At 71.9% G+C, this 26324-nt stretch carries 24 protein-coding genes and 1 tRNA gene; 20 read left to right on the top strand and 5 right to left on the bottom strand.

Annotated features, from left to right (window positions below; all coding sequences use genetic code 11):
• Positions 1 to 77: 77 nt before the first annotated feature.
• Positions 78 to 1037 (bottom strand): acyl-CoA desaturase, encoded by a 960-nt coding sequence (locus tag ACWCHM_RS23875; RefSeq protein ID WP_421489375.1) that lies wholly within the window; start codon positions 1035 to 1037, stop codon positions 78 to 80.
• A gap of 120 nt (positions 1038 to 1157) precedes the next feature.
• Here ACWCHM_RS23875 and ACWCHM_RS23870 point away from each other — a divergent pair, with 120 nt between their 5' ends.
• The 9 genes from ACWCHM_RS23870 to cysN all read left to right on the top strand — a co-directional run bounded on the left by ACWCHM_RS23870 (position 1158) and on the right by cysN (position 9519).
• Positions 1158 to 1910: a resolvase gene (locus tag ACWCHM_RS23870; RefSeq protein WP_454219895.1), complete on the top strand. Its 753-nt coding sequence runs from the start codon at positions 1158 to 1160 to the stop codon at positions 1908 to 1910.
• A 46-nt stretch (positions 1911 to 1956) separates the two neighbouring features.
• Positions 1957 to 2028, top strand: a tRNA-Gln gene (locus ACWCHM_RS23865).
• A 61-nt stretch (positions 2029 to 2089) separates the two neighbouring features.
• On the top strand, positions 2090 to 3631 hold the full coding sequence (gene glmU, locus ACWCHM_RS23860) for a bifunctional UDP-N-acetylglucosamine diphosphorylase/glucosamine-1-phosphate N-acetyltransferase GlmU (RefSeq protein WP_454219893.1): 1542 nt from the start codon (positions 2090 to 2092) through the stop codon (positions 3629 to 3631).
• Between the two features lie 87 nt (positions 3632 to 3718).
• Positions 3719 to 4699, top strand: coding sequence for a ribose-phosphate diphosphokinase (locus ACWCHM_RS23855; protein ID WP_363657353.1), 981 nt, complete (start codon positions 3719 to 3721; stop codon positions 4697 to 4699).
• Positions 4700 to 4927: 228 nt separating this feature from the next.
• A complete protein-coding gene (locus tag ACWCHM_RS23850) occupies positions 4928 to 5620 on the top strand; it encodes a 50S ribosomal protein L25/general stress protein Ctc (RefSeq protein WP_454219891.1) in 693 nt (230 codons plus the stop codon).
• Between the two features lie 99 nt (positions 5621 to 5719).
• Positions 5720 to 6310, top strand: a complete 591-nt coding sequence (pth, locus tag ACWCHM_RS23845) for an aminoacyl-tRNA hydrolase (protein ID WP_204961949.1) — start codon at positions 5720 to 5722, stop codon at positions 6308 to 6310.
• Positions 6311 to 6427: 117 nt separating this feature from the next.
• On the top strand, positions 6428 to 7231 hold the full coding sequence (locus tag ACWCHM_RS23840) for a 3'(2'),5'-bisphosphate nucleotidase CysQ (protein ID WP_454223167.1): 804 nt from the start codon (positions 6428 to 6430) through the stop codon (positions 7229 to 7231).
• A 78-nt stretch (positions 7232 to 7309) separates the two neighbouring features.
• A complete protein-coding gene (gene cysD / locus ACWCHM_RS23835; RefSeq protein ID WP_281900649.1) occupies positions 7310 to 8224 on the top strand; it encodes a sulfate adenylyltransferase subunit CysD in 915 nt (304 codons plus the stop codon).
• Positions 8224 to 9519, top strand: coding sequence for a sulfate adenylyltransferase subunit CysN (gene cysN, locus ACWCHM_RS23830; protein ID WP_281900647.1), 1296 nt, complete (start codon positions 8224 to 8226; stop codon positions 9517 to 9519). Before cysD ends, cysN begins: the two co-directional genes overlap by 1 nt.
• A 248-nt stretch (positions 9520 to 9767) precedes the next feature.
• Here cysN and galK read toward each other — a convergent pair whose 3' ends face one another.
• Both galK and galE read right to left on the bottom strand, forming a co-directional pair.
• Entirely contained in the window at positions 9768 to 10934 is a 1167-nt protein-coding gene (galK, locus tag ACWCHM_RS23825) for a galactokinase (RefSeq protein ID WP_454219889.1), read from the bottom strand.
• Entirely contained in the window at positions 10931 to 11860 is a 930-nt protein-coding gene (gene galE, locus ACWCHM_RS23820; RefSeq protein WP_454223165.1) for a UDP-glucose 4-epimerase GalE, read from the bottom strand. Before galE ends, galK begins: the two co-directional genes overlap by 4 nt.
• Before the next feature lie 228 nt (positions 11861 to 12088).
• On the opposite strand from galE, the gene ACWCHM_RS23815 reads away from it, so the two are divergent.
• The 6 genes from ACWCHM_RS23815 to ACWCHM_RS23790 all read left to right on the top strand — a co-directional run bounded on the left by ACWCHM_RS23815 (position 12089) and on the right by ACWCHM_RS23790 (position 16919).
• Positions 12089 to 13192, top strand: a complete 1104-nt coding sequence (locus ACWCHM_RS23815; RefSeq protein ID WP_454219887.1) for a transporter associated domain-containing protein — start codon at positions 12089 to 12091, stop codon at positions 13190 to 13192.
• Between the two features lie 33 nt (positions 13193 to 13225).
• Positions 13226 to 14251, top strand: a complete 1026-nt coding sequence (trpS, locus tag ACWCHM_RS23810; protein WP_281900642.1) for a tryptophan--tRNA ligase — start codon at positions 13226 to 13228, stop codon at positions 14249 to 14251.
• 32 nt (positions 14252 to 14283) lie between these two features.
• A complete protein-coding gene (locus tag ACWCHM_RS23805) occupies positions 14284 to 14853 on the top strand; it encodes a 2'-5' RNA ligase family protein (protein WP_204956366.1) in 570 nt (189 codons plus the stop codon).
• 164 nt (positions 14854 to 15017) lie between these two features.
• Complete coding sequence (locus tag ACWCHM_RS23800) at positions 15018 to 15929, top strand: YihY/virulence factor BrkB family protein (RefSeq protein WP_281903241.1); 912 nt, start codon at positions 15018 to 15020, stop codon at positions 15927 to 15929.
• Positions 15929 to 16297, top strand: coding sequence for a GntR family transcriptional regulator (locus ACWCHM_RS23795; RefSeq protein ID WP_204956368.1), 369 nt, complete (start codon positions 15929 to 15931; stop codon positions 16295 to 16297). Before ACWCHM_RS23800 ends, ACWCHM_RS23795 begins: the two co-directional genes overlap by 1 nt.
• A gap of 166 nt (positions 16298 to 16463) precedes the next feature.
• Positions 16464 to 16919 (top strand): hypothetical protein, encoded by a 456-nt coding sequence (locus ACWCHM_RS23790; RefSeq protein WP_454219884.1) that lies wholly within the window; start codon positions 16464 to 16466, stop codon positions 16917 to 16919.
• Positions 16920 to 17082: 163 nt separating this feature from the next.
• On the opposite strand, the gene ACWCHM_RS23785 is transcribed toward ACWCHM_RS23790, so the two are convergent.
• Positions 17083 to 18717: a glycoside hydrolase family 13 protein gene (locus ACWCHM_RS23785; RefSeq protein WP_454219882.1), complete on the bottom strand. Its 1635-nt coding sequence runs from the start codon at positions 18715 to 18717 to the stop codon at positions 17083 to 17085.
• A 202-nt stretch (positions 18718 to 18919) separates the two neighbouring features.
• A complete protein-coding gene (locus ACWCHM_RS23780) occupies positions 18920 to 19984 on the bottom strand; it encodes a LacI family DNA-binding transcriptional regulator (RefSeq protein ID WP_281900634.1) in 1065 nt (354 codons plus the stop codon).
• A 204-nt stretch (positions 19985 to 20188) separates the two neighbouring features.
• On the opposite strand from ACWCHM_RS23780, the gene ACWCHM_RS23775 reads away from it, so the two are divergent.
• The 5 genes from ACWCHM_RS23775 (at position 20189) to ACWCHM_RS23755 (ending at position 26268) form a co-directional block, all read left to right on the top strand.
• On the top strand, positions 20189 to 21442 hold the full coding sequence (locus ACWCHM_RS23775; RefSeq protein ID WP_454219880.1) for a sugar ABC transporter substrate-binding protein: 1254 nt from the start codon (positions 20189 to 20191) through the stop codon (positions 21440 to 21442).
• On the top strand, positions 21442 to 23079 hold the full coding sequence (locus ACWCHM_RS23770; protein WP_454219879.1) for an ABC transporter permease subunit: 1638 nt from the start codon (positions 21442 to 21444) through the stop codon (positions 23077 to 23079). The genes ACWCHM_RS23775 and ACWCHM_RS23770 overlap by 1 nt, the downstream gene beginning before the upstream one ends.
• The gene (locus ACWCHM_RS23765; protein ID WP_454219877.1) at positions 23076 to 23954 is read left to right on the top strand and encodes a sugar ABC transporter permease; all 879 of its coding nucleotides are present in this window, start codon (positions 23076 to 23078) and stop codon (positions 23952 to 23954) included. Before ACWCHM_RS23770 ends, ACWCHM_RS23765 begins: the two co-directional genes overlap by 4 nt.
• A 16-nt stretch (positions 23955 to 23970) precedes the next feature.
• Positions 23971 to 25830 carry a glycoside hydrolase family 13 protein gene (locus ACWCHM_RS23760; RefSeq protein ID WP_454219875.1) on the top strand — a complete coding sequence of 620 codons (1860 nt, stop codon included), beginning with the start codon at positions 23971 to 23973 and terminating at the stop codon, positions 25828 to 25830.
• 96 nt (positions 25831 to 25926) lie between these two features.
• The gene (locus tag ACWCHM_RS23755; RefSeq protein WP_204956376.1) at positions 25927 to 26268 is read left to right on the top strand and encodes a hypothetical protein; all 342 of its coding nucleotides are present in this window, start codon (positions 25927 to 25929) and stop codon (positions 26266 to 26268) included.
• Positions 26269 to 26324: the final 56 nt, after the last annotated feature.

The following is a 26324-nucleotide window of genomic DNA, read 5'->3' as shown; positions in this document are numbered from 1 at the left end:
TGGAATGCTCCGGTCGTGCCCGTCTGTCTCGGTCACCCGGCCATCCTGCCAGGTGACGCCCCGGGGCACCGCCGGGTTCAGCGCGGCAGCGTCTCCCGCACCCGCTTGGCCGCCACCCGTTCCGGCTTCGGCCACCGCACGTCGTGCACCGCGCCGGCCCGCTCCAGCAACCAGATCACCCGGGCCGACGGGTCCCACTGCCCGCGCAGCACCCCGTGCCGGGCGCTGGTCGGCTCGGCATGATGCAGGTTGTGCCAGCTCTCCCCGAACGACAGCAGGGCCAGCGGCCAGAAGTTGGCCGCCCGGTCGCCCGGCCGCATCGCGAACGGACGCTCACCGTAGACGTGGCAGACCGAGTTGATCGCCCAGGTCACGTGGTGCAACAGGGCGATCCGGACCAGCCCGCCCCAGAAGAACGCGCTCAGCGCGCCGGCCCACGACCAGGTCAGCAGACCGCCCATCAGCGCCGGGCCGAGCAGCGAGCCGGCCACCAGCAGCGGCGAGAGCCGGTCCACCCGGCGGGTGTCCGGGTCGGCGAGCAGATCCGGTGCGAACCGCTCCCGGTTGGACAGTTCCCGGCCGAGCAACCACCCCAGGTGCGCGTGGAACAGCCCCCTGGCCAGGCCCCGCACGCTCTCGCCGTACCGCCAGGGGGAGTGCGGGTCGCCGTCGAGGTCGGCGAAGGCGTGGTGCCGCCGGTGGTCGGCCACCCACTGGATGATCTCGCCCTGCACCGCGAACGACCCGGCGACCGCCAGGGCCACCCGGACCGGGCGGCGGGCCCTGAACGCGCCGTGGGTGAAGTACCTGTGGTAGCCGACGGTGATGCCCAGCCCCGACACCACGTACCAGAGGGCCGCGACGAGCACGTCGGTCGCGTGCAGCCAGCCGCCCCAGGCCACCGGCACGGCGGCCAGCAGGGCCAGGAACGGCACCACCACGAAGATCCAGAGGGCGATCAGGATGCCCCGCGACTGGGGACCCTGGGTGAGCGGCTTCGGGCCGGCGGCACCGGCGTCCCGCAGGGTGGTCGACATGGCACCTCGCAGCGATCGGATACGCCTACGTCACCGTAACTTACGGGCCGGCCACAGTGGAGTGAACAGTGGCGTACATGAATGAGTTCAGTGTCATACGTTTGTCTTAACCTGCCGGTCATGACCGATCCGACGGGTGCCGAGGTGCGCCGGCTGCGTACCGGTGTGCCCCCGGCCCGCACCCGACGACCCGCCGCCCGCGACGAGCTGCGCGCGGTGGCGGTGGCACTGCGCGGCGAGGGCTGCTCGGTCGGCGACATCGCGGCCCGGTTGGGCGTCGCGAAGTCCACCGCCTACCTCTGGGTACGCCACCTCCCCCTCGACCCGGACGAGGAGGTCGCGGCGCGACGACGGGCGCGGGCCAGGGCAATGAACGACGACCGGTGGGCGACGCACCGCGCGACACGTGACGCCGCGCAGGCCGAGGTGCACAGCCGGATGCGGGAGATGGTGGGGCGACTCGCCGACCGCGAGGTGCTGCTGCTCGGCGCGGCCCTCTACTGGTGCGAGGGCACCAAGTCCAAGCCCTGGCGACGTCACGATCATGTGCAGTTCGTCAACACCGATGCCGGGCTGCTCCGGCTGTTCCTGCGCTTCCTCGCCGCCTGCGGGGTCGAACGGGACGTGCCCACCTACCGGGTGAGCATTCACGAGTCGGCCGATGCTGCGGCGGCGCAGCGCTGGTGGGCCGAAACCCTGGATCTGCCACCGGACCGGTTCCGGCGGCCCAGCATCAAGCGCCACCAGCCGACGACGCGGCACAACACCGGCGAGAGCTACCACGGCTGCCTGGTAGTGGACGTGCCGAGAAGCCGGGAGTTGTACTGGAAGATCGAGGGTGTCGTCGCGGCACTCACCGGAGAGATCACATAGGGGTGGGGGTCGCCCGGGGGAGGCGCTAAGCTGTCTTGCGTCACATTCGGCCGTGGTGTAATTGGCAACACCCGGGTCTTTGGTACCCGTGTTTCAGGTTCGAACCCTGGCGGCCGAGCCGTCCGTCACATCCTCCCTGATCGGGGTAAGGGGCGAAGTGTCCCCACAGTCTGGTTAGCATGGCGGCGAGACTGTTCGCCTTCCCCGACGGGAGCCCACCCGTGTCCCAGCCCCACCGCCGTACCGTCGTCGTGCTCGCCGCCGGGGAGGGCAAGCGGATGAAGTCGGCGCTGCCCAAGGTGCTGCACCCACTGCTCGGCCGGACGCTGCTCGGTCACGTGCTGGCCGCGGCCGGGCCGCTGCGCGCGGACCGGACCGTCGTGGTGGTCGGGCACGGGGCCGAGCAGGTCCGCGCCCACCTGGCCGAGGTCGCCCCGGAGGCCACCGCCGTGCTCCAGGCCGAGCAGCTCGGCACCGGGCACGCCGTACGGATCGCGTTGGACGCGGTGCCGGAGGCCGCCGGCACCGTCGTGGTGATCAACGGGGACGTGCCGCTGCTGCGTACCGGGACGGTGGACGCGCTGGTCGCGGCGCACGAGGGTGAGGGCGCGGCGGCCACGGTGCTCGCCGCCGAGGTGCCCGACCCGACCGGGCTGGGCCGGATCGTCAGGGACGCCGCCGGCCGGCTGGAGCAGATCGTCGAGGAGCGTGACGCGACCCCCGCCCAGCGGGCGCTGCGGGAGATCAACGCCGGCATCTACGCCTTCGACGTGGCCCGGCTGCGGGCCGCGCTGGGCAAGCTCTCCACCGACAACGACCAGGGCGAGGAGTACCTCACCGACGTCTTCGGGCTGCTCGTCTCGGCCGGCGAGCCGGTGGGTGTGCACGTGGCCGCCGACCACGTCGAGACGTTGGGCTGCAACGACCGGGTGGAGCTGGCCGGGCTGCGTCGGTTGTTGCGCGACCGGGTCAACGAGGCGTGGATGCGGACCGGGGTGACGATCCTCGACCCGGCGACCACCTGGATCGACGTGACCGTCACCGTCGAGCGGGACGCGGTGCTCGACCAGAACACCCAGCTGCGCGGCACGACGGTGGTGGGGGCCGAGGCGGTGGTCGGGCCGGACGTGACCCTGATCGACACGGTGGTGGGTCGGGCGGCGACCGTGCTGCGCAGCCACGCCACCGGTGCCGAGGTGGGCGCGGGGGCGAGCGTCGGCCCGTACGCCTACCTGCGGCCGGCGGCGCGGCTGGCCGAGAAGGCGAAGGTGGGCACGTTCGTCGAGGTCAAGAACTCCGAGGTCGGGCCGGGCGCGAAGGTGCCGCACCTGTCGTACGTGGGGGACGCGACGATCGGGGCGAAGGCGAACATCGGTGCGGCGACGATCTTCGTGAACTACGACGGGGTGAACAAGCACCGCACGGTGGTGGGTGACGGTGCGTTCGTCGGCTGTGACACGAACCTGATCGCGCCGGTCGAGGTGGGCGCGGGGGCGTACGTGGCGGCGGGTAGCGCGTTGAGCCAGGACGTGCCGCCGGGGGCGTTGGGGGTGACCCGGGCGCCGCAGCGCAACATCGAGGGATGGGTGTTGCGTAACCGGCCGGGCACGGTCTCCGCGCGGGCCGCCGAGCAGGCCCGGACGGCCGGTGAGGATGCGTCGGGTGGGCCGGTGTCGGCAAGTGAAGGTGAGGCAATCCACGGGGGTGCCGAGACGGTGTGAGGGTCGCCGAGGTCGGGGCATACTGCAACCGAGTAGCCCCGGCCCACCGCAGCCGGGCACCACCGACCAACGGGAGCAGACGGGCCCATGGGCAGCATCGTCGCCGAAAACCGCAAGAGCCTGATGCTCTTTTCCGGACGTGGCTTTCCGGAGTTGGCCAAGGAGATCGGTGAGGTGCTCGGCGTGGCGCCGACCCCTTCCGACGCGTACGAGTTCGCCAACGGTGAGATCTTCGTACGGTTCCGGGACTCGGTGCGTGGTTCGGACGCCTTCGTGGTGCAGTCCGTCACGCACGGGGTCAACACCTGGGTCATGGAGACCCTGATCATGATCGACGCGTTGAAGCGGGGTTCGGCGAAGCGGATCACCGTGGTCCTGCCGTTCTACCCGTACTCCCGGCAGGACAAGAAGCATCGGGGGCGGGAGCCGATCTCGGCGCGGCTGGTGGCCGATCTGCTCAAGACGGCCGGGGCGAACCGGATCCTCACCGTCGACCTGCACACCGCGCAGATCCAGGGTTTCTTCGACGGCCCGGTGGACCACCTGTTCGCGATGGACATCCTCGCCGAGTACGTGGAGCACAAGTTCGCCGGCCGGCCGATGACGGTGGTGGCCCCGGACTCGGGCCGGGTACGGGTGGCGGAGCGGTGGACCGACCGCCTGGGTGGCTGCCCGCTGGCGTTCATCCACAAGACCCGGGACCCGTTGAAGCCGAACCAGGTGGTGGCGAACCGGGTGGTCGGTGAGGTCGAGGGCCGGGTGTGCCTGATCGTCGACGACATGATCGACACCGGTGGGACGATCACCAAGGCGGCGGACATCCTCAAGGAGTCAGGTGCGGCGGAGATCGTGGTGGCCTCCACCCACGCCCTGCTGTCCGACCCGGCGACCGAGCGGCTGAAGAACAGCCCGATCACCGAGGTGGTGGTGACGAACACGCTGCCGCTGCCGGCGGAGAAGCAGCTGGACAAGCTCACCGTGTTGTCGATCGCGCCGTTGTTGGCGCGGGCGATCCGGGAGGTCTTCGACGACGGGTCGGTGACCACCCTCTTCGGTGGCCTGAGCTGACGCGCGGACCCGGGGGACTGCCGGAAGGCGCGGAAAGACCTCGGGTAGACTGGTGCGGTTGCCACGGCGAGGGTGCCCGGCGGGCCGCTGATCGAGCGCCGCACGGAGGCACCGTCATCGACGCGGTGCTCCGGGCAGTCGTTCATGACGCATGAGCCCCAAGCGAGCCCCTCGCCCCAGCACCGCCAGACGACAAGCCGCCGTAGCGTTAGCATCAGGAGTTTCCCCGTGTCCGAGGTAAAGATCAGCGCCGAGCCCCGTACGGAGTTCGGCAAGGGTGGTGCCCGTCGTACCCGTCGGGCCGGCAAGGTGCCCGCCGTGCTGTACGGTCACGGCGAGAAGCCCAAGCACATCGCGCTCCCGGCGCGGGAGTTCGCCGCCGCGATCCGTAAGGGCGGCGCCAACCAGCTCTTCGCGATCGAGGTCAGCGACGGCACCCAGGTGCTGGCGCTGCCGAAGGCGATCCAGCGTGACCCGATCCGGGACAGCTTCGAGCACGTGGACCTGCTGCTGGTCCGTCGGGGCGAGAAGGTCACCGTCGAGGTTCCGGTGCAGCTGACCGGTGAGGCCGCGCGGGACACCCTGATCGTGCACGACCACGACACCCTCTCGGTGACCGCCGACGCCACCAAGGTGCCGGACCACCTGGAGGCGTCGATCGAGGGTCTGGAGGCCGGCAGCCAGGTCACCGCCGCCGACGTCGAGCTGCCTGCGGGTGTGGAGCTTGTCGCCGACGCGGAGCAGACGGTCGCCTCGGTGACCGCCGCCCTGACCGCCGAGCAGCTGGAGGCCACCCTGCCTGAGGTCGAGACCCCGGCGACGGAGGCCGAGGAAGCCGCCGAGGGTGCGGAGACCGCCGAGGGCGCCGAGGCTCCGGCCGCCGAGGGCGAGCAGAGCACCGAGGCGAAGACCGAGGCCTGACCGGTCGCATCGTTCACGGCAGGCGCTCCCGTCGCGGGGGCGCCTGCCGGCGTATCGGGGCACGGTCGGCGCGCAGACGGCGAGCGGGAGGGACGTGACGTGACGGACGAGACGGGGCCGTGGCTGGTGGTCGGCCTGGGCAATCCGGGTCGGGAGTACGCCGGGAACCGGCACAACGTCGGTTTCATGGTCGCCGAGTTGCTCGCCGTACGGCTGGGTGGGCGGTTCGGGCGGTACAAGCGGGTGGTGGCGGACGTCGCCGAGGGGCGGATCGGTTTCGGTGGGCCGAAGCTGGTGCTGCTCAAGCCGCAGACGTACATGAACCTGTCGGGTGGGCCGGTGGCCGCGCTGGCCCAGTTCCACAAGATCCCGGCCGACCGGGTGATCGCGGTGCACGACGAACTGGACATCCCCTACGGGCAGCTGCGGGTCAAGCTGGGCGGCGGTGAGGGCGGGCACAACGGCCTGCGGTCGATGTCGAAGTCGCTGGGGACGAAGGACTACGTGCGGGTGCGGTTCGGCATCGGCAGGCCGCCGGGGCGGCAGGACCCGGCGGATTTCGTGCTGTCGGATTTCGGTGCCGCGGAGCGCAAGGAGCTGGAGTTCCTGGTCGACCGGGCCGCCGACGTGGTGGAGTCGGTGGTCACCAAGGGGGTCGAGCCGACCCAGAACGCTTACCACGGGGTCTGAGTCGCGGGGGCGTACTCGTGGCCTGCCCGGGTGGGCGGTAGTCTGCGCGTTCTGGCGTGGCGCGACCCCGCGCGGGCCGTGGTAGGCGACGGGAGCGAGTTCGTGGGCAGTCCTCCGATGATCGACGGCGCGTTCGCCCGCTGGTTGGCGGACCGGGCCGGGCAGGCCCTGCTGGAGCTGCGTGCCGAGATGGGGTTCGCGGACGCGGCGGCGTTGAAGTCGGCCGGGGACAAGGTCTCGCACGACCTGATCCGCAGCGAGCTGGCGAAGTGGCGACCCGGTGACGCCGTCCTCTCCGAGGAGGACGAGGGGTCGCGGCTGGTGGGCACCGCGGGCGGGGTGTCCCGGTTGACCGCCGACCGGGTGTGGATCATCGACCCGTTGGACGGCACCCGGGAGTTCTCCGAGGAAGGCCGCGCCGACTGGGCGGTGCACGTGGCGCTCTGGGCGCGCAACGCGCCGACGCCGCACGGGCTGGTGGCGGGGGCGGTGGGGTTGCCGGCCCAGCACTGGGTGCTGGGTACCGACTATCCGCCGGCGTACCCGCCGATGACGGTGGAGGCGGCCACCTCGGGCGACCGTACGCTGCGGTTGGCGGCGAGCCGGAGCCGGCCGCCGGCGTTCCTGACCGCCCTGGCCGAGGACGTGGGCGCGCAGTTGGTGCCGATGGGTTCGGCGGGGGCGAAGATCGCGGCGGTGGTGACCGGTGACGTGGACGCCTACATCCACGCGGGCGGCCAGTACGAGTGGGACTCGGCGGCTCCGATCGCTGTGGCGACGGCCACCGGGCTGCACGCTTCCCGAATCGACGGTTCTGCGCTGAGATACAACGAGGCGGATCCGCGCCTGCCGGACCTGCTGGTCTGCCGCAAGGATCTCGCCAGCCGGTTGCTTGCAGCGCTGCAGAGGCATTCCGGGTAGCCTGAGCGCTGTTTTTGATTTGTCCGACCGGAAAGGTCTGGAATCCATGTACGGATCCGCGCCGATCGAGCCCGTGGCATGACCGCCCCCGGCCGCTTCTACCAGGTCTCCCACCTCGACGAGTTGGAGGCGGAGAGCATCTTCGTGATGCGTGAGGTGGTCGCCGAGATGGAGCGGCCGGTGCTGCTCTTCTCCGGTGGCAAGGACTCGATCGTGATGTTGCGGCTGGCGCAGAAGGCGTTCGCCCCGGCCAACATCCCGTTCCCGGTGATGCACGTCGACACCGGGCACAACTTCCCCGAGGTGCTCGACTACCGCGACCAGCGGGTCGCCGAACTGGGGCTGCACCTGGTGGTGGCGAGCGTGCCCGACGCCCTGGCCGCCGGGACGGTCCGTGAGTCGGGTGACGGGATGCGCAACCGGATCCAGACGCCGGTGTTGTTGGACGCGGTGGAGAAGCACCGGTTCGACGCGTTGTTCGGTGGGGCGCGGCGGGACGAGGAGAAGGCGCGGGCGAAGGAGCGGGTGTTCTCGTTCCGGGACGAGTTCGGGCAGTGGGATCCGAAGAACCAGCGGCCGGAGTTGTGGTCGTTGTACAACGGTCGGCATCATCCGGGTGAGTCGATCCGGGTGTTCCCGTTGTCGAACTGGACCGAGTTGGACATCTGGCACTACATCGCCCGGGAGCGGGTGCCGTTGCCGTCGATCTACTACGCGCACGACCGCGAGGTGATCGAACGCGACGGCATGCTCTACGCCGTCAACGAGTTCTTCCGGCCCCGGGCCGGTGAGCAGCAGTTCAAGGCCCGGGTGCGGTACCGCACGGTCGGCGACGCCTCCTGCACGGCGGCGGTGCGTTCGGACGCGGACACGGTGGAGAAGGTGATCGACGAGGTGGCCGCGACGCGGATCACCGAGCGGGGCGCGACCCGGGGCGACGACCGGGTCAGCGAGGCCGCCATGGAGGACCGCAAGCGGGAGGGCTACTTCTGATGAGCACCGAGACGGTGTCGCCCGAGGTCGAGGCCCGGCCGATGGACCTGTTGCGGTTCGCCACCGCGGGCAGTGTGGACGACGGGAAGTCGACCCTGATCGGTCGACTGCTCTATGACACGAAGTCGTTGTTCACCGACCAGTTGGCCGCGGTGGAGGCGGTCAGCGCGGCCCGGGGCGACGAGTACACCAACCTGGCGTTGCTCACCGACGGCCTGCGGGCCGAGCGGGAGCAGGGCATCACCATCGACGTGGCGTACCGCTACTTCGCCACGCCCCGGCGGAAGTTCATCATCGCCGACACCCCGGGGCACACCCAGTACACCCGCAACATGGTGACGGGCGCGTCCACGGCCGACCTGGCGTTGATCCTGGTGGACGCGCGTAAGGGGCTGGTGGAGCAGTCACGGCGGCATGCGTTCCTGTGCTCGCTGCTGCGGGTGCCGCACCTGGTGCTGTGCGTCAACAAGATGGACCTGGTCGACTTCTCCCAGGAGGTCTTCGAACGCATCGCCGACGAGTTCACCGCCTTCGCGGCGAAACTCGACGCGCCGGACCTGACCGTGGTGCCGATCTCCGCGTTGCGTGGCGACAACATCGTCACCCGGTCGGAGAACATGCCGTGGTACGAGGGCCCGTCGCTGCTGCACCACCTGGAGCACGTGCACATCGCCTCGGACCGCAACCTGGTGGACGTGCGGTTCCCGGTGCAGTACGTGATCCGCCCGCAGTCGACCACGGTGACCGACTACCGGGGTTACGCCGGGCAGGTCGCCTCCGGGGTGCTCAAGCCCGGCGACGAGGTGATGGTCCTGCCGTCGGGGTTCACCAGCCGGATCGCCGCCATCGACACCGCCGACGGCCCCGTCGACGAGGCTTTCCCCCCGATGTCGGTCACCGTCCGCCTCGACGACGAGATCGACATCTCGCGCGGCGACATGATCTGCCGGCCGAACAACGCACCGACCGTCTCGCAGGACATCGAGGCGATGGTCTGCTGGATGGACGAGACCCGGCCGCTCCAGGTCGGCGGCAAGTACACCATCAAGCACACCACGCGGACGGCCCGGACGATCGTGCGCGGCCTGTACTACCGGCTCGACGTCAACACCCTGCACCGCGACGAGACCGCCACCGAGCTGCGGCTCAACGAGATCGGCCGGGTGCGGCTGCGGACCACCGTCCCGTTGCTGGCCGACGAGTACCGCCGTAACCGCACCACCGGCGGCTTCATCATCATCGACGAGGCCACGAACCGCACCGTAGCCGCCGGCATGATCGTCGACACCGCCTGACCCACCCCGCCTTGTCGGCTCTTGGTGATCAAGAGCTTTGCGTCAGTTTCCGCTCGACGGATGACGCAAAGCTCTTGATCACCGCATACCAGCACGCCCACCCGCCCGGCCGCCCGGCTGTGCCTTGGTGATCAAGAGCTTTGCGTCAGGTTTCGTTGATGGATTGACGTAAACCTCTTGATCACCGGCGCCCGAACGGGAGGGTAGGAGCGGGACCAGGGGCGGGGGCGGGAGTGGGCCGGGGTGGGTCAGGGGAGGCGGGTGGCGCCGGGGGCGGGGAGGGCGGTGAGGGTGTCGGGGGCGGCGAAGCCGCGTTCGGCGTAGGCGGCCCGGACGGCTGCCGCCACCGGTTCCGCAGCCGCCGCCTCGACCAGGGCGAGGACGCAGCCGCCGAAGCCGCCGCCGGTCATCCGGGCACCGAGCGCACCGGCCGCGAGCGCCGCCTCGACGGCGGTGTCGACCTCGGGGACGGTGATCGCGAAGTCGTCCCGCATGGAGGCGTGCGAGGCGGTCAGCAGCGGCCCGATCTCGGCGACCCGGTCGGCGCGCAGCAGGGCGACGGTGTCGAGCACCCGCTGGTTCTCGGTGACCACGTGCCGGACCCGGCGTCGGGTCTCGTCGTCGGGCAGCCGCCCGAGTGCGGCGTCGAGGTCGGCGACCGGCACGTCGCGCAGGGCGGGCACGCCGAGCAGGTCGGCGGCCCGTTCGCAGGAGGCGCGGCGGGAGGCGTACTCGCCGTCGGCGTGCCGGTGCGGTGCACGGCTGTCGATCACCAGGATGGCCAGGCCGGCGGCGTCGAGGTCGAACGGGACGTGGTCGACGGATTCGTCCCGGCAGTCGAGGAACAGGGCGTGGCCGGCGCGGCAGCGGATCACCGCCGACTGGTCCATGATGCCGGTCGGCGCGCCGACGTAGCCGTTCTCGGCGCGTTGGGCCAGCCGGGGCCGGCGCTCGGCGGGCAGGTCCAGCCCGCCCAGGTCGGCCAGGGCGGCGAGCACCGCCGCCTCCAGGGCTGCCGAGGAGGACAGCCCGGAGCCGAGCGGCACGTCCGAGGCGACGGCCAGCCGGACGCCGGGGACGGCGTACCCGGCCCCGCGCAGGGCCCAGACGACCCCGGCGACGTAGCCGCCCCAGCCGGCGACCCGGCCGGGTGCGTCGGCCTCGGCGGCTCCGAAATCGACGGGCCGGTCGCTGATCTCCGAGCGGACCGTCCAGCGTTCGCCGGGCTGCGGGTCGGCGGCGACCACGGTACGCAGCGGCAGGGCGAAGGGGAGCACGAATCCGTCGTTGTAGTCGGTGTGCTCGCCGATCAGGTTGACCCGTCCGGGTGCCGCCCAGCGTCCGGCGGGCGTCGCGTCGTACCCGGAGGTGAAGCCGGCGGTGGCGCGGTCGGCGACGTCGGGCCGGCCCGTCACGACTGCCCCGGCACGTGCGCGCGGTAGAACGCCCAGGCGTCGCCGACCATGTCGGTGAGGGTGGGTTTCTCGGGCACCCAGCCCAGTTCCTGCCGGGCCAGCGCCGAGGAGGCGACGAGTTCGGCCGGGTCGCCCTCGCGACGGGGGGCGGTCTCGACCGGCACCGGGTGCCCGGTGACCTCGCGGACCACGTCGACGACCTGCCGGTTGGTGAAGCCGCTGCCGTTGCCGAGGTTGTAGATGCGGTGCCGGCCGGGCACGGCGGCGGTGAGCGCCAGCAGGTGGGCGCGGGCCAGGTCCTCGACGTGGATGTAGTCGCGCACGCAGGTGCCGTCGACGGTGGGGTAGTCGTCGCCGAAGAGTTGGAGTTTGTCCCGGCGGCCGGCGGCGACGTCGAGGGCGATCGGGATGAGGTGGGTCTCCGGGTCGTGCCGTTCGCCGATGGCGAGGCCGTCGCGCAGGTACGCCCCGGCGACGTTGAAGTAGCGCAGCGACACGGCGGCGAGGTCGTGTGCGGTCGCCTCGGAGGTGAGCACCAGGTCGACGGCGAGCTTGGTGGCGCCGTACGTGTTGGTGGGGGCCTTGACGGCGGTCTCCGGGATGGGCAGTTCGACCGGGTTGCCGTAGACGGCGGCGGTGGAGGAGAAGACCAGGCGTGGCACCCGGGCGGCGCGGACGGCGTCGACCAGCGCGATCGAGCTGACCGTGTTGGCGTGCCAGTACCGCTCGGGGTGGACCATCGACTCACCGGCGGCGATCAGCGCGGCGAAGTGCAGCACCCCGTCGAAGCCGGCGTCGGGGGTGAGCACCTGGGCCGCCTCGTGCACGGGCAGGTCGACGTGGGTGGCGTCGGGGGCGAGCGCCGCCCGGTGGCCGGTGCGCAGGTCGTCCAGGACGGTCACCTGGTGTCCGGCGTCGAGCAGCATCCGGGTCACCACGCTGCCGATGTAGCCGGCGCCGCCGGTGACGAGCAGTTTCACGTCGGTCCTCCTGCCTGGCCGCGCCCGCTGCGGCCGTTCGTGATCACCCTACGGCCGGCTGCTGTCGCCGCGCTGTGGGTCGTGGGGTCAACCTCATCCCATCATGAACCTTCATGATTGAACAGATCCGCACATTGCCCACCGGCCGGGTCCGTCGGCCCTACCATCACTTCCATGCGGGAAGCGGGTGGTCCCGGGCCCCGGAGACGCGCGCCGGGGCGGAGCCGGCGCGTACCCGGGCCGGTGGCCCGCAGCGTCGCGCGGCTGGTCGTCCGGGCCGCCGACGGCGCCACCCGGCTCGTCACCGACCTGCTCGGCGCCAGCCCCACCGCCGGCCGGGAACGGATCAGCGAGCACGAGCTACGCGACCTGGTCGCCGCGAACACCGTCCTCGACCCCGACGAACGGCGGATCATCGACGAGGTGCTGGTCGCCGGGGCCAGCCTGGTCCGCGAGGTGATGATGCCCCGCACCGAGGTGGTCTTCCTCGCCGCCGGGCTGACCCTCGCCGAGGCCGAACGCCTGGTCCGGATCGACCCGCACACCAGGTACCCGGTGGTCGACGGCACCCACGACGACGTGGTCGGCTTCGTGCACCTGCGCGACGTGCTGCTCCGCCCCGACCTGGACCCGTCAACCACGGTGGGCCGGCTGAGCCGGGAGGTCAAGCGGCTGCCCGGCAGCAAGCGGGTGCTCGCCGCGCTGACCGAGATGCGCCGCGAGGGCCACCACCTCGCCGTGGTGGTCGACGAGTACGGCGGCACCGCCGGCATCGTGACCTGCGAGGACCTGATCGAGGAACTGGTCGGGGAGATCCACGACGAGTACGCCGGCCCACCCGAGCCGGCGTCGGCCGGCCTGCCCGCGGTGGTCGACGGTCGACTCAACCTGGCCGACTTCGCCGAGCGGACCGGGGTGCCGCTGCCCGCCGGCCCGTACGAGACGGTCGGCGGATACGTGATGGCGGCGCTCGGCCGGCTCCCGGTGGCCGGCGACGAGGTGCCGGTCACCGCGCCGGCCGACCCGCCGCCGGCCGCCCCGGCCGACGGTTGGCTGTTGCGGGTGCTCGCCCTCGACGGCCGTCGGGTGTCCCGGGTCGCGGTCTCCACCGCCCGCCTGCCCGAGCCACGACGCGAGGCCACCGCGCCGCCGGGGCCGGCGGTCACCGCGCCGCCGGGGGTGCCGGCCACCGGTCCGCCCGGGTGGTCGCAAGTGGCGGCACGGGAGGTCACCGCCCCGGTGGAACCGGCGGCGAGCCGACCCGCCGGCCCGTCATGACGGACGCCCGGGGTTGCTGACAGAATTGCCGGCATGTCCGACGCTCCCGCCCGCCCCCGCGTCTTCTCCGGCATCCAGCCGACGGCCGACTCGTTCCACCTCGGCAACTACCTGGGCGCGGTGCGGCACTGGGTGGCGTTGCAGGACACCCACGAGGCGTTCTACTGCGTGGTCGACCTGCACGCGATCACCGCCGGGCACGATCCGGCGGTGCTGCGACAGCGCACCCGGGTGGCCGCCGCGCAACTGCTCGCGGTCGGCATCGACCCCGAGCGCAGCGCGCTGTTCGTCCAGTCGCAGGTGCCCGAGCACGCGCAGTTGGCGTGGGTGCTGGGCTGCATCACCGGCTTCGGTGAGGCGAGCCGGATGACCCAGTTCAAGGACAAGTCGCAGAAGCAGGGCAGCGAGCGCTCCAGCGTCGGCCTGTTCACGTACCCGATCCTCCAGGCCGCCGACATCCTGCTCTACCAGGCCGACGCGGTGCCGGTCGGCGAGGACCAGCGACAGCACCTGGAACTCTCCCGGGATTTGGCCCAGCGGTTCAACTCGCTGTTCGGGTCGACCTTCACGGTGCCCGCCCCGCACATCGTGAAGGACACTGCCAAGATCACCGACCTCCAGGAGCCGACGGCGAAGATGTCGAAGTCGTCGTCTTCCCCGGCCGGCATCATCGACCTGCTGGAGGACCCGGCCCGCTCGGCCAAGAAGATCCGCTCGGCGGTCACCGACACCGGCCGGGAGATCGTCTTCGACACCGAGACCAAACCCGGGGTGTCCAACCTGCTCACCATCCACTCCGCCCTGTCCGGCCGGAGCATCGACGACCTGGTGGCCGCGTACGCGGGCCGGGGCTACGGCGATCTCAAGAAGGAGCTGGCCGAGGTGGTCCGTGAGTTCGTCACCCCGATCCAGGAACGCACCCGGGCCTACCTCGACGACCCCGCGCAGCTCGACAAGCTGCTCGCCGTCGGGGTGGAGAAGGCCCGCGCGGTGACCGTGCCGACGCTGCGTACAGCGTACGAGCGGGTCGGGTTCCTGGCGTCGGCCCCCGTGGCGTAACGGTGGGCGGGTCGGCGGTACGGGTCGAGACGATGGCCGGAGGGGTGGCGCGGAGCGTGGATCGCAGCGACGGGATACCGGTGGCCGGCGAGACCATCCAGATCGGGATCGCGGTGGACATCCCGGAGCCGTGGGGCGGGCTGCTCACTCGACGCCGGGTGCAGACGGGTGACCCGCAGGTCGTCCCGGCGCACGTGACCCTGCTCGGCCCGACCGAGATCCCCCTGGCCGCGCTGGAGTCGGTCGAGGCGCACCTGGCCGAGGTGGCCACCGCCCACCTGCCGTTCACCCTGCACCTGCGGGGGACGGGCACGTTCCGGCCGGTGACCCAGGTGGTCTTCGTCGCGGTCGCGGCCGGGATCAGCGAGTGCGAGCTGCTCGCCGCCGCCATCAGCGCCGCCCCGCACCTGCACCGGGAGCTGCGCTTCCCGTACCACCCGCACGTCACCGTGGCGCAGGACGTCGCCCCGGAGGCGCTGGACCGGGCCTACGAGGATCTCGCCGACTTCTCGGCGATGTTCGAGGTGGAGAGCTTCACCCTCTTCTCGCACAGCGGTGAGACCCGGTGGCAGCCGCGCCGGGACTTCCGGCTCGGCGGCTGACCCGTCCCGTGGCCGGCCGGAGGTGCCCCCGCTGCGGCACCCCGCCCGCCGGTGGGACGCTGGTGGCCGGCACCCGCTTCCGCCGACCGCCTGTTGGTCGGCACCGGTGACGACAGATCGGCGAGGATGACGTGGTGGACGCGTGGGGCCGGTGGACGGCCGGCATCGACCGCCGGGTCACCGTGGCCCGGCACCGGTGGCCCCGGCTCGACCACCTCTGGCGGGCGGTTGACCTCTACGGCGAGGTGCTGGGCGGACGGTTGGCCGCTGCCATCGCCTACTACGGCTTCTTCGCCGTGTTCGCCCTCGCCCTGGTCGCGTACTCGGTGTTCGGGGCGATCCTGGAGGACAACGACGAGGTCTCCGACGCGGTGGCGGAGTTCCTGCGGGACAACCTGCCCTTCCTCGACCCGCAGCAGATCGCCGAGAGCAGCAACGCGGTCGGGGTGGTGGGCCTGGTGATCCTGTTCTTCACCGGGATCGGCTGGGTGGAGGCGATCCGGTCGTCGCAGCGGCTGATGTACGGCTTCAACCAGCAGCCGGGCAACCTGGTGGTCCGCCGGCTGGTGGACCTGGGCGTGCTGCTGCTGGTCTTCGTCATGCTGGGCATCTCGGTGGCGGCGGTGGACGCGCTGGAGTCGGTGCTGCGGTTCCTGCTGCGGGCCACCGGGTCGGTGGGGCTGACCACCGTCAGCGCGGTGCTCAGCGTGCTGGTCAACGCGGTGCTGGCGACGGCGCTGCTGGTGGCGGTGCCCCGACTGCGGATGAGCCGCCGCCGGCTGCGCCCGGTGGTGCTGCTGGTCGCGGTCGGCATCACCCTGCTCAACACCGTCGGCCGGTTCTACATCGTGCGGACCGAGCGGAACCCGGCGTACGCGGTGGTGGCCGGCGCGGTGGCCGTGCTGCTCTACCTCTACCTGCTCAACCAACTGGTGCTCTTCGGTGCGGCGCTGGCCGCCACCAGCCGGCACGGCCGGGTGGTCGACCTGTCGGAGGGGGCGGTGATGCGGCAGGTCAACGTCGAGGCCGACGTCGACACCGAAACCGATCCGGGTACGCCGGGAGGAGCGGGCTGATGCCTGTCGAGATCGATCCGGGCTCCCCGGTGCCCCCGTACGAGCAGGTGCGGGCGCAGCTCGCCGCGATGATCGGCGACGGCCGGCTGACGGTCGGCACCCGGCTGGCCCCGGTGCGGCAGTTCGCCGCCGAGTTGGGGTTGGCGGTGAACACGGTGGCCCGCGCCTACCGGGAGCTGGAGTCGGCCGGGCTGCTGGAGACCCGGGGCCGGCACGGCAGCTTCGTCGCCCCGGGGCGGGACGACGCGGTCGACCGGTTGCAGCGGGCGGCGGCCCGGTACGCCGAGGAGGCGACCCGGCTGGGCGTGCCGCCGGACCGGGCGTTGGCCCTGGTCCGGGCCGCCCTGGACGGTCCACCCCCGGCGTGATCCCGCGTCGTCGCTCCCGGCCCGGCCGGCGCTGGGGTCGGGGCGGACGGTCGGGGGGTCGACGGTGGGGCCGCCCGGAGGGAAAGCGGGATGCCGACAGTCGTCGGAAAAGATGAATGGGGCAAATGCCGCCCGGTGCGCCGGCTGGAACGACCATGATGAGCCGGTGGGCGCACTCGTGACGCTGGACCTGCCGGACGACTCGCCGCTGCTCACCCTGCCCTGGATCATCACGTTCGGCCCGCTCGCCGATCCGGCCGAATGGGAACCCGTGGTCTGCGGGCCGTACGAGCGACCGCACGCGCTGGCCCTGGCCGAGGCGGTGGTGGCCGACGAACGGTTCATGGCGGTGGTCGAACCGCTGGTGCCGGCGCTGTCGGCCGAGGAGATCCGGGGCGAGATCGCCGCGTCGCAGCTCGCCGCCGCCGACGAGGAGGCCCGCATCGAGGCGGCCGACCTCTACGGGGACTTCGACGACGTCCTCGACGAGCAGGACGTCCTCGACGAGCAGGTGGACGAGCCGGTCGCCGGGCCCGACCGGCCGCAACCGCCGCCCGTGCCGACCGAGGCGCAGGTGCGGGCGGGCTTCGGGCGGATCGCGGGGCTGCTGCGCGGGCGGTGACGGGTCGGGCGACGCCGGTACGCGGTGGTGCACCGGCGTCCCGGGAAGCGGACTTCCCGGGACGCCGGTGCCACCTTCACCCCCCACCACAAGGGGTCGGCAGCCCAGCCGCCCGTCGGCGCGGGGCACAACGGACGACCAGGTCAATGGCGGGTTACCCGGCTCAGCGCCGTTCGAACCACGCGGCTGCGTCCACCGGCAGGACGTGTCCGGCGTCCTGCTCGGTGAGGTCGGCGCTGGCCACCAGGGGGTGGCCGTACCCGTCGATCAGGACCGGGGCGCCGCTGAGGTTGACCACGCAGGTCAGCGCGGTGTCGTCGGCGTCGCGGCGGAACGCCAGCACCCCGGGCCCGGTCTCCTGCCAGAGCACCGGGCCGGCGGTGGCCGACAGCGCCGGGTGCGTACGCCTGACCCGCAGCGCGGCCCGGTACAGCTCCAGCGTCGACCCGGGCGTCCCGGTCTGGGCGGCCACCGACAGGGCCCGCCAGGTGGCCGGGGCCGGCAGCCAGCTCAGCTCGCTGCTGTCCGGCCCGAAGCCGTACGGGGGCAGCTCGCCGCCCCACGGGATCGGCACCCGGCAGCCGTCACGGCTCTCCCCGGTACGCAGGAACGCCGGGTCCTGCCGGAGCGCGTCGGGCAGGTCCAGCACCTCGGGCAGGCCGAGCTCCTCGCCCTGGTAGAGGTAGGTGGAGCCGGGCAGGGCCAGCATGAGCAGGGCGGCGGCGCGGGCCCGGCGCAGGCCGACCTCGCCGTCGCCGTAGCGGGTGACGTGCCGCTGCCGGTCGTGGTTGGACAGTACCCAGGTGGTCGGCGCGCCGACGATCGTCGCCTCGGCCAGGGCGGTGTCGATCACCTTGCGGAACGAGTCGGCCGACCAGGTGGCGTCGAGGAAGTCGAAGCTGAACGCCTGGTGCAGCTCGTCCGGGCCGATGTAGCGGGCGAGCCGCTGCGGGGTCTCCGCCCACGCCTCGGCGACCGCCATCCGGCCGCCGGGGTAGCTGTCCAGGATGGGTCGCCAGGCCCGGTAGATGTCGTGCACCTCGTCCTGGTCGAAGTAGGGCAGCCGGCCCTTGCCGAGCAACTCCGACTGGCGGCGGCCGGTGGTCATCGAGCTGAAGCCGACGTCCGGCAGCCCCTCCGCCTTGATCATGCCGTGGGCCACGTCGATCCGGAACCCGTCGACGCCCCGGTCGAGCCAGAACCGCAGCACGTCTTCGAACTCGGCGCGTACCTGCGGGTGCCGCCAGTTCAGGTCGGGCTGGGCCGGGTCGAACAGGTGCAGGTACCACTGGCCGTCGGGCAGCCGGGTCCAGGCGGGGCCGCCGAAGATGCTCTCCCAGTCGTTGGGGGGCAGCTCACCGTGCGTGCCCCGGCCGTCGGCGAACAGGTAACGCGCCCGCTCGGGGGAGCCGGGGCCGGCGGCGAGGGCGGCGGTGAACCAGGGGTGCGCGCTGGAGGTGTGGTTGGGCACCAGGTCCACGATGATCCGCAGGCCCAGTGCGTGCGCGTCGGTGATCATGGCGTCGAAGTCGGCGAGGTCGCCGAAGAGCGGGTCGACGTCGCGGTAGTCGGCCACGTCGTAGCCGGCGTCGATCTGCGGCGAGGTGTAGAACGGGGTCAGCCAGAGCGCGTCCACCCCGAGGTCACGCAGGTACGGCAGCCGCTGCCGGATGCCGCCGAGGTCGCCGACGCCGTCGCCGTCGGAGTCGGCGAAGCTGCGGACGTACACCTGGTAGACGACCGCGGCGCGCCACCAGTCGTCGTCGGAGGCCAGCGGCGTGGGGTCGGTGGCGGTCATCGGCGGAGATCCCCGTTCTGTGGCGGGACGGCGGTGCCCGCGCGGCGGTGGGTGACGGACGCGGGTGTGGAGAGAATGCCGGCCGGATGCTGCAAGAGTCAAGCATGCCTTGCGCAAGAAATGACGTCCGTCACCGGCGCTCGGGGCGGGTCGTTCGTGGGCGCGTCCCCTCCGCCGGGAGACGGGGGAGCGCGGCGGGGGCTCAGGCGGGGACGGCGAGGGCGGGCGGTGCCGGGCGCTGCCGGCCGGTGCCCGTCTGGCGTACCACCGCGGTCGACCCGCGGACCACCAGCTCCGGGCGGAACAGGTACTCCGAGTGCGGCGCGGCGTGCCCGTTGATCTCGTCGACCAGGGCCCGGACGGCGGCCACCGCCATCGCGGCCACCGGCTGCCGCATGGTGGTCAGCGGCGGGTCGGTGAAGGCCATCAGCGGCGAGTCGTCGTAGCCGACCACCGACAGGTCGCCGGGCACGGACAGGCCGCGCTGCCGGGCGGCCCGCACCGCGCCGAGCGCCATCAGGTCGGAGCCGCAGACGATCCCGGTGACCCCGCGCTCGATCAGCCGGCCGGCGGCGGCCTCGCCGCCCTCGACCCCGAACAGCGACAGCTCGGCGAGCGCGTCCAGGTCGCCGCCGGTGGTGCCGAGCCGGGTCATCGCGGCCCGGAAGCCGGCCACCCGGCGCTGCACCGGCACGAACCGGTCCGGCCCGGTGATCAGGCCGATCTGCCGGTGCCCGAGCGCGACCAGGTGCGCCACGGCCAGCTCGGTGGCCTCCCGGTCGTCGCAGGAGACGAAGGGCGCGGCGATGCCCGGGGCGTACCCGTTGATCATGACGACCGGCAGCGGCCTGGCGATCAGCGCGCGGTACCGGTCGTGGTTGGCCGCCGTGTCGGCGTGCAGGCCGGAGACGAAGACGATGCCGGAGACCTGCCGGTCGAGCAGCATCTCCACGTACTCGTCCTCGGTGACCCCGCCCGGGGTCTGGGTGCACAGCACCGGGGTGAAGCCGCTCTGCGCCAGCGTCGACTCGATCACCTGGGCGAAGGCCGGGAAGATCGGATTCTCCAGCTCCGGCACCACCAGCCCGACCAGCCCGGCGCTGCGTTTGCGCAGCCGGGCGGGGCGCTCGTAGCCGAGCACGTCGAGGGCGGTCAGGACGGCCTGCCGGGTCTCCGGGGCCACGCCGGGGCGGTCGTTGAGCACCCGCGACACCGTGGCCTCGCTGACTTCGGCCTGTTGGGCGATGTCGGACAGTCGAGCGCGCATGGCGGAACTTTAACCCAAGGGCAAGTTCTTGCGTACGTCTCTGCAAGCCCTTCCAATATCTGCAACCTATTGCTAACGTCCCGGCAACACGCGACAGCAGCGGCGCGGCCTTCCCGACGCCGGTCAGCAAGAACTTGCAGCGTTTCCTACGGCGAGGCCGCCCTTCCTCAGGTGGCCGGCCCCGTCATGACGACAGGAGTACCGATGCGCATCCGTACCGCGGGTGTGGTCACCGTTCTCGGCCTGGCGCTCGCCGCGTCGGGCTGCGGCGGCGACAACAGCAAGGACGAACCGGCCGCCAAGGCCACCTCCCCGGCCGCGAGCGGCAAGCTCGTCATCTGGGCGGACGACAAGCGGACCGCGGCCCTCAAGCCGTTCGCCGACAAGTTCGGCCAGGAGAACGGCGTCACCGTCGAGGTGCAGGCCGTCTCCAAGGACCTCCAGACCAACTTCGTCACCGCCTCCCAGCAGGGCAGCGGCCCGGACGTGGTGGTCGGCGCGCACGACTGGATCGGCAACCTCGTGCAGAACGGGGCGATCGACCCGGTGCAGCTCGCCGCCGAGCAGAAGTCCGGCTTCAACGAGACCGCGATCAAGGCGGTCACGTTCAACGGGCAGCTCTACGGCGTCCCCTACGCCACCGAGAACATCGCGCTGATCCGCAACACCGCGCTGGCCCCCGAGGCGCCGAAGACGATCGAGGACCTGGTCGCCACCGGCAAGAAGCTCAAGGCCGACAAGAAGGCCAGCGAGATCCTCTGCCTCCAGTCCGGACAGAACGGCGACGCGTACCACATCTACCCGCTGTACACCTCGGCCGGCGGCTATCTCTTCGGCACCGCCGCCAACGGCGACTACGACCCCAAGGACCTGGGCGTGGGCAAGCCGGAGTCGATCGCGGCCTTCCAGAAGATCGCGAAGCTGGGTGAGAAGGGCGACGGCGCGCTGAAGCGCTCCATCACCGGCGAGAACTCCATCGCCACCTTCACCGGCAAGAAGTGCGCCTTCCTGGTCTCCGGCCCGTGGGCGATCGCCGACGCCAAGAAGGCCGGCATCTCCTACGACATCTCCCCGGTCCCCGGCTTCGCCGGTGGCAAGCAGGCCCAGCCGTTCGTCGGCGTCCAGGCGTTCTACGTCGCCGCCAAGGGCAAGAACAAGGCGCTGGCCCAGGAGTTCGTCACCAACTACGTGACCACCCCCGAGTTGGCCGTGGCGCTCTATCAGGCCGAGCCCCGCCCGCCGGCGCTGACCGCCGCGTTCGACCAGGTCAAGGGCACCGACCCGGACCTCGCCAAGTTCTCCGAGGCGGGCAAGGGCGGCCAGGTGCTGCCGGCGATCCCGGCCATGGCCGCGATCTGGGATCCGTTCGGCAAGGCCGAGGCCGCCGTCATCGGCGGTGCCGACCCGGCGAAGACCGTCACCGCAGCCGGCAAGACGATCTCGGGTCAGATCAAGTAATGAGCACGCTGTCCGGCCCGGGACCTGCCCCGCAGGCCCCGGGCCGGGGGCCCGCGCGCTCCGGGCCCCCGGACACCTCCCGTGCCGCGCGCCAGCACACGCCGGTCACCGCGACCGGCCTCGCCGTCAAGGTGGTCCTGCTCGGCCTGGTGGCCGGGATCGCGATCTGGGCGGCCTTCCCGCTCGTCGCCGCCCGGCTCTGGGCCGGTCTCGCCATCCTGGCGGCCACCACCGCCGGCCTGTGCTACCTCTACCTGACCCGCCGGCACATCCCGGCCAAGTACCTGGTGCCAGGAACGATCTTCCTGATCGCTTTCCAGGTCTTCCCGGTGCTCTACACCGCGAGCACCGCGTTCACCAACTTCGGCGACGGCCACCGGGGCTCCAAGGCCGACGCGGTCGTCGCCATCGAGACCTCCTCGGTCAAGCAGGTCCCCGGCTCCGCCGAGTACGCCCTCGCCATCGCCACCACCGGCGACCCGGCCACCGGGCCACTGGTCTTCCTGCTCACCGACCCGGGGACCGGCCGGGTCTCCGCCGGGGACGCCGACGGGCTGCGCCCGCTCGACGCCGCCGACGTGACCGTCGCCGGCAGCGGCCGGGTCACCGCCGCCAAGGGCTACACCGTGCTCAACGTCGGTCAGGCCAGCGTACGCAGCGAGGAGATCACCGCCCTGGTCGTGCCGACCCCCGGTGGCGCGGTGCGCTCCACCGGTCTGTCCCGCGCCTACGAGGGCAAAGCCGTCCGGGCGTACGACCGGGGCTGCGACTGCGTCACCGACAACGAGACCGGCAGGACCTGGACGGCCGACCCGGACACCGGCTCCTTCGTCGCCGCCGACGGCGAGCGGCTCGCCCAGGGCTGGCAGGTCGGGGTGGGGCTGAAGAACTTCACCCGGGTGCTCACCGACCCGGACATCTCCGGCCCGTTCTTCGGCACCCTGCTGTGGAACTTCGCCTTCGCGATCGGCTCCACCGGCTTCACTTTCGGACTCGGCATGGCCATCGCGCTGGCCCTGCACTCGCCCCGGATGCGGGGCACCAACCTCTACCGGGTCTTCCTGATCCTGCCGTACGCGATGCCGTCGTTCGCGATGCTGCTGGTCTGGCGGGACATGTTCAACACCGACTTCGGCCTGGTCAACAACCTGTTCGGCCTCGGCGTCGACTGGTTCGGCGAGGCCTGGTCGGCGCGGGTGGCGGTGCTGCTGGTGCAGCTCTGGCTCGGGTACCCGTACATGTTCCTGGTGACCACGGGCGCGCTCCAGGCGATCCCCAAGGAGCTGACCGAGGCCACCTCGGTCGACGGCGCGTCGCCCTGGCAGTCGTTCCGGGCGGTCACCCTGCCGCTGCTGCTGGTGGCGCTCTCGCCGCTGCTGATCGCGTCGTTCGCGTACAACTTCAACAACATCAACGCGATCTGGTTGACCACCGAGGGTGGCCCGTTCGCGCCGGACAACCCGACCAACGGGGCCACCGACCTGCTGATCACGTACACCTACCGGCTGGCCTTCGGCGCGCAGGGCGCCGAGTTCGGGCTGGCCGCCGCGGTGTCGATCTTCATCTTCGCGATCGTGGCCACGGTGTCGGCGATCAGCTTCCGGCGTACCCGCCAGCAGGAGGAGGTCTACTCGTGACGACCCACCCGAAGGCCGCCGGCCGGCGCGGGCGCCGGTGGCTCACCCAGGTCGGCTGGCGGCACGTGGTCGGCCTGCTGGCGGTGGCGTTCAGCCTCTTCCCGATCCTGTTCGTGCTCTCCGCCGCGCTCAACCCGCTCGGCACCCTCTCGTCGACCGAACTGCTGCCCACCGGGGCGTCGCTCACCAACTTCGGCAACCTGTTCGAGCGGACGGAGTTCGGCCGCTGGTTCCTCAACTCGCTGCTCATCGCGGGCGGGGCGAGCTTCGTGTCGATCTTCCTGTCCTCGCTGGCGGCGTACGCGTTCTCCCGGATGCGTTTCGCCGGACGGCGGTTCGGGCTGCTGACCCTGCTGCTGATCCAGATGTTCCCGCAGTTCCTGGCGATCGTGGCGATCTTCCTGATCTTCACCCGGGTCACCGACCTGTGGCCGTCGATCGGCTTCAACACCCCGTGGGGCCTGTTCCTGCTCTACATGGGCGGCGCGCTGGGCATGAACACCTGGCTGATGAAGGGGTTCTTCGACACCCTGCCCCGCGAATTGGACGAGTCGGCCACGATGGACGGCGCGAGCCACGCCCAGGTCTTCTTCCGGATCATGCTGCCGCTGGTGGCGCCGATCCTGGCGGTGACCGCGCTGCTGTCGTTCATCGGCACGATCAACGAATTCATGATCGCCAACGTGTTCCTCACCGATCCCGGGTCCAAGACCCTCGCGGTCGGCATGTTCGGCCTGGTCGCGGGGGAGCGGAACAACAACTTCGGCATCTTCGCGGCGGGCACCCTGCTCACCGCGGTCCCCACCGTGCTGGTCTTCCAGCTCCTCCAGCGCTACATCGTCTCCGGCCTCACCGCCGGGGCGGTCAAGGGCTGAATCGAAAGGCCACGCCATGTCCCTGTCGCCGCACCACGACGGCTCGGCGCTGTACGTGCCCGAGCAGGAACCCGTCCTCGGTCAGCGGGTGCCGGTGTTCGTCCGGGTGCCCGAGGGCGTCGACGTCCGGCAGGTGCACGTCCGGACCACGGGCGACGGTGAGCCGCGCTTCGTCGCGGCCACCGTCGACCGTCGGGACGGTCACGACGTGTGGTGGCGGGCCGACGTCGAGGTCCGCAACCCGGTCAGCAACTACCGGTTCATGCTGACCGGGGCGACCGGCGGCTACCGCTGGCTCAACGCCGCCGGCCAGGTCGACCACGACGTGCCCGACCACGGCGACTTCAAGCTGGTCAGCCACGCGCCGCCGCCGGCCTGGGCCCGGGACGCGCTGATCTACCAGATCTTCCCCGACCGGTTCGCCCGCTCCGCCGCCGCCGACGGGCGCACCCCGCCGGACTGGGCCGTCCCCTGCGACTGGGACACCCCGGTCGTCGGGTACGGCCCGCAGACCCCGCGCCAGTTCTACGGCGGCGACCTCGACGGCATCACCGAACGCCTCGACCACCTGGACCGGCTCGGCGTCAACACCGTCTACCTGACGCCGATCTTCCCGGCCCGCTCCAACCACCGCTACGACGCCGCCGGCTTCGACACCGTCGACCCGCTGCTCGGTGGGGACGCGGCACTGGTCCGGCTGGCCGACGCCGTCCGGGCCCGGGGCTGGCGGCTGATCGGCGACATCACCAGCAACCACACCGGCGACGCGCACGGGTGGTTCACCCGCGCCCTGGCCGACGCCGACGCCCCCGAGCGGGAGCTGTACTACTTCGACGTGCCCACCGGCGGCGGGGAGCCGACCTACGAGTCGTGGAACGGGGTGCGGTCGCTGCCGAAGCTGAACTGGGGCAGCGCCGAGCTGCGCCGCCGCTTCGCCACCGACCCGGACTCGCTGCTGCGCCGCTGGCTGCGCCCGCCGTACGGGCTGGACGGCTGGCGGGTCGACGTGGCCAACATGACCGGCCGGCGGGGCGCGGACGCGTACACCCACGAGGTGGCGCGGCTGCTGCGCGAGGTGGTCACGCAGACCCGCGCCGACGGGTTGCTGCTCGCCGAGCACGGTCACGACCACACCGGTGACCTGGACCGCGACGGCTGGCACGGCACGATGAACTACGTCGGCTTCACCGACCCGGTCTGGTCCTGGCTGCGCACCGGTCCCGGGGACGCCGGGGGTGGCGAGCCGCTGCCGAACTTCCTCGGCACCCCGGGCGGGGTGCGGCGGCGGGACGCGCACGCGGTGCTCGCCACCATGGACAGCTTCCGGTCGCTGATCTCCTGGCGGTCGTACACCCATTCGTGGCAGCTGCTCGGCTCGCACGACTCGGCCCGCATCCGCACGGTGGTCGGGGACGCCGCCCGGCAGGAGGTGGCCGCCGGGCTGCTCGCCACCCTGCCCGGCACCCCGGTCGTCTTCGCCGGTGACGAGTGGGGCCTGACCGGCGGCAACGGCGAGTCCTCGCGTACCCCGATGCCGTGGCACCGGCCGCAGCGACGCGATGCCGGCACCTTCGCCGCCTACCGGGCGCTGCTGGCGCTGCGCCGGGGCACCCCGGAGCTGCGGCACGGTGGCCTGCGCTGGGTGTACGCCGACGCCGACACGCTGGTCTTCCTGCGCGAGGCGACCACCGGCGCGGTGCTGGTGCTGGCCCGGCGGGCGGCCGGCCCGCCGGTCCGGCTGGCCGGCCTGCCGACCACCGTTGCCGGCCCGGCGGGGGAGAACCTCCACGGGGGCGCCCCGGCGCTGCGGCCCGCCGCCGACGGCGGGGTGACCCTGCCGGGTGACGGCCCGACCTTCCAGGTCTGGCGGCTCTGACGGGCGGCGCGTCGGCGGGGACGGCGAGATCACGGATTGAACTCAGCCGGCGGGGCAACTACTACAAAGTGTCGTTGATGGGGGAGGATGGCCGGCGTGGAAGCTCTCCGACTGGTCCTTCTCTACGTCCATCTGATCGGGTTCGCGCTGCTGCTCGGCGGTGCCGTCGCCCAGTACCTCAGCGGCCGGCTGCGGATCAACCCGGCCATGCTCTGGGGCTCGGTGATCCAGTTGTTGACCGGTGTGGGCCTGTCCGCGCCGCTGCGCGACGGCGACGAGCCGGCCCCCGCGAAGCTTGTTACCAAGTTGGTGCTGGCCCTGCTCATCTTCGTCATGGTCTTCTTCTCCCGGAAGCGGGCGCAGGTGGCCCGGGGTCACTTCCTGGCGATCGTCGGGTTGACCCTGGTCACGGCGGCTGTGGCGGTGTTCTGGCGGTAGCCGGCGGAGGCCGCCGGAAACGGATGTTCGTGACACCGGACCGGTCGGCACTGGCA

The organism is Micromonospora sp. SCSIO 07396 (genome assembly GCF_053667945.1).
Note: the sequence above shows the minus strand (reverse complement) of the source record. Positions and strands in the feature narration are given on the sequence as shown.

What these genes read in the sequence shown, in the direction of transcription:
- glmU (WP_454219893.1), top strand. Translation starts at nt 2,090, where the DNA reads ATGGCGGCGAGACTGTTCGCCTTCCCCGACGGGAGCCCACCCGTGTCC.
- ACWCHM_RS23855 (WP_363657353.1), top strand. Translation starts at nt 3,719, where the DNA reads ATGGGCAGCATCGTCGCCGAAAACCGCAAGAGCCTGATGCTCTTTTCC.
- ACWCHM_RS23760 (WP_454219875.1), top strand. Translation starts at nt 23,971, where the DNA reads ATGTCCCTGTCGCCGCACCACGACGGCTCGGCGCTGTACGTGCCCGAG.
- ACWCHM_RS23870 (WP_454219895.1), top strand. Translation starts at nt 1,158, where the DNA reads ATGACCGATCCGACGGGTGCCGAGGTGCGCCGGCTGCGTACCGGTGTG.
- cysD (WP_281900649.1), top strand. Translation starts at nt 7,310, where the DNA reads ATGACCGCCCCCGGCCGCTTCTACCAGGTCTCCCACCTCGACGAGTTG.
- trpS (WP_281900642.1), top strand. Translation starts at nt 13,226, where the DNA reads ATGTCCGACGCTCCCGCCCGCCCCCGCGTCTTCTCCGGCATCCAGCCG.
- ACWCHM_RS23775 (WP_454219880.1), top strand. Translation starts at nt 20,189, where the DNA reads ATGCGCATCCGTACCGCGGGTGTGGTCACCGTTCTCGGCCTGGCGCTC.
- cysN (WP_281900647.1), top strand. Translation starts at nt 8,224, where the DNA reads ATGAGCACCGAGACGGTGTCGCCCGAGGTCGAGGCCCGGCCGATGGAC.
- galE (WP_454223165.1), bottom strand. Translation starts at nt 11,860, where the DNA reads ATGCTGCTCGACGCCGGACACCAGGTGACCGTCCTGGACGACCTGCGC.
- ACWCHM_RS23785 (WP_454219882.1), bottom strand. Translation starts at nt 18,717, where the DNA reads ATGACCGCCACCGACCCCACGCCGCTGGCCTCCGACGACGACTGGTGG.
- ACWCHM_RS23840 (WP_454223167.1), top strand. Translation starts at nt 6,428, where the DNA reads ATGATCGACGGCGCGTTCGCCCGCTGGTTGGCGGACCGGGCCGGGCAG.
- ACWCHM_RS23875 (WP_421489375.1), bottom strand. Translation starts at nt 1,037, where the DNA reads ATGTCGACCACCCTGCGGGACGCCGGTGCCGCCGGCCCGAAGCCGCTC.
- ACWCHM_RS23795 (WP_204956368.1), top strand. Translation starts at nt 15,929, where the DNA reads ATGCCTGTCGAGATCGATCCGGGCTCCCCGGTGCCCCCGTACGAGCAG.
- ACWCHM_RS23780 (WP_281900634.1), bottom strand. Translation starts at nt 19,984, where the DNA reads ATGCGCGCTCGACTGTCCGACATCGCCCAACAGGCCGAAGTCAGCGAG.
- ACWCHM_RS23815 (WP_454219887.1), top strand. Translation starts at nt 12,089, where the DNA reads ATGCGGGAAGCGGGTGGTCCCGGGCCCCGGAGACGCGCGCCGGGGCGG.
- ACWCHM_RS23805 (WP_204956366.1), top strand. Translation starts at nt 14,284, where the DNA reads ATGGCCGGAGGGGTGGCGCGGAGCGTGGATCGCAGCGACGGGATACCG.
- ACWCHM_RS23770 (WP_454219879.1), top strand. Translation starts at nt 21,442, where the DNA reads ATGAGCACGCTGTCCGGCCCGGGACCTGCCCCGCAGGCCCCGGGCCGG.